The sequence below is a fragment of the Streptomyces sp. NPDC020801 genome, assembly GCF_044334385.1.
GTDB lineage: Bacteria > Actinomycetota > Actinomycetes > Streptomycetales > Streptomycetaceae > Streptomyces.
The window spans coordinates 1-1,182 of sequence record NZ_JBIRST010000084.1 but is presented as its reverse complement, the minus strand read 5'-3'; the positions used below and the strand labels follow the sequence as shown (position 1 = coordinate 1,182).

1 pseudogene is annotated in these 1,182 nt (G+C 70.1%); it reads right to left on the bottom strand.

Annotated elements, in window-relative coordinates:
• Positions 1 to 1,182, bottom strand: a pseudogene (locus tag ACH4UM_RS41815) (alpha-1,4-glucan--maltose-1-phosphate maltosyltransferase); the annotation flags it as partial.

Below are 1,182 nucleotides of genomic sequence, written 5' to 3'. Positions count from 1 at the left end.
GCGGCGCCGGATGTCGTTGAGGCGGGTGATGAGGGGGGCGATGGTGCGTCCCTCGCGTTCGGCGGCGGCCCAGTCGCGGGGTTTGAGCTGGTACTTCTCGGAGTCCAGGTACTCCTCGCTGCCCGGCTTGAGCGGGGTGTTCTCGCACAGTTCGTAGCCGCTGTAGATGCCCCAGGTGGGGGAGAGGGTGGCGGCCAGGACGGCGCGGACCTCGAAGGCGGGCCGGCCGCCCTGCTGGAGGTGGGCGTGCAGGATGTCGGGGGTGTTGGTGAACAGGTTGGGCCGCATGTAGGTGGCGGCCTCGCCCGACAGCTCGGTCAGGTACTCGGTCAGTTCCTGTTTGGTGTTGCGCCAGGTGAAATACGTGTAGGACTGCTGGAAGCCGATCTGGGCCAGGGTGTGCATCATCGCGGGGCGGGTGAACGCCTCCGCCAGGAAGATCACGTCCGGGTCGGTGGCGTTGACGGTGCCGATCACGCGTTCCCAGAAGACGACCGGCTTGGTGTGGGGGTTGTCCACGCGGAAGATCCGCACCCCGTGTGCCATCCAGTGGCGGAGGATGCGGACGGTCTCGGTGACCAGGCCGTCCATGTCGGCGTCGAAGGCGACGGGGTAGATGTCCTGGTACTTCTTGGGCGGGTTCTCGGCGTAGGCGATGGTGCCGTCGGGGCGGTGGTGGAACCACTCGGGGTGTTTGTGCACCCAGGGGTGGTCGGGGGAGCACTGCAGGGCGAAGTCCAGGGCGATCTCCAGGCCCAGTTCGCGGGCGTGTGCCACGAAGCGGTCGAAGTCCTCCAGGGTGCCCAGGGCGGGGTGGAGGGCGTCGTGGCCGCCTTCGGGGGAGCCGATGGCCCAGGGCACGCCGACGTCGTCGGGGCCGGGGTCGAGGGTGTTGTTGCGGCCCTTGCGGAAGGTGGTGCCGATGGGGTGGACGGGGGGCAGGTAGACGACGTCGAAGCCCATCGCGGCGATCGCGGGCAGGCGGCGGGCCGCGGTGGCGAAGGTGCCGTGCGGCTGCTCGGGGGTGCCCTCGGAGCGGGGGAAGAACTCGTACCAGGCGCCGTACAGGGCCCGCTCCCGCTCGACCAGCAGCGCAAGCGGTTCGGAGGCGGTGACCAGCTCCCGCAGCGGATACCGGGCCAGCACCGCGTCCACCTCCGGCGTCAACGCCGCCGCGAGGCG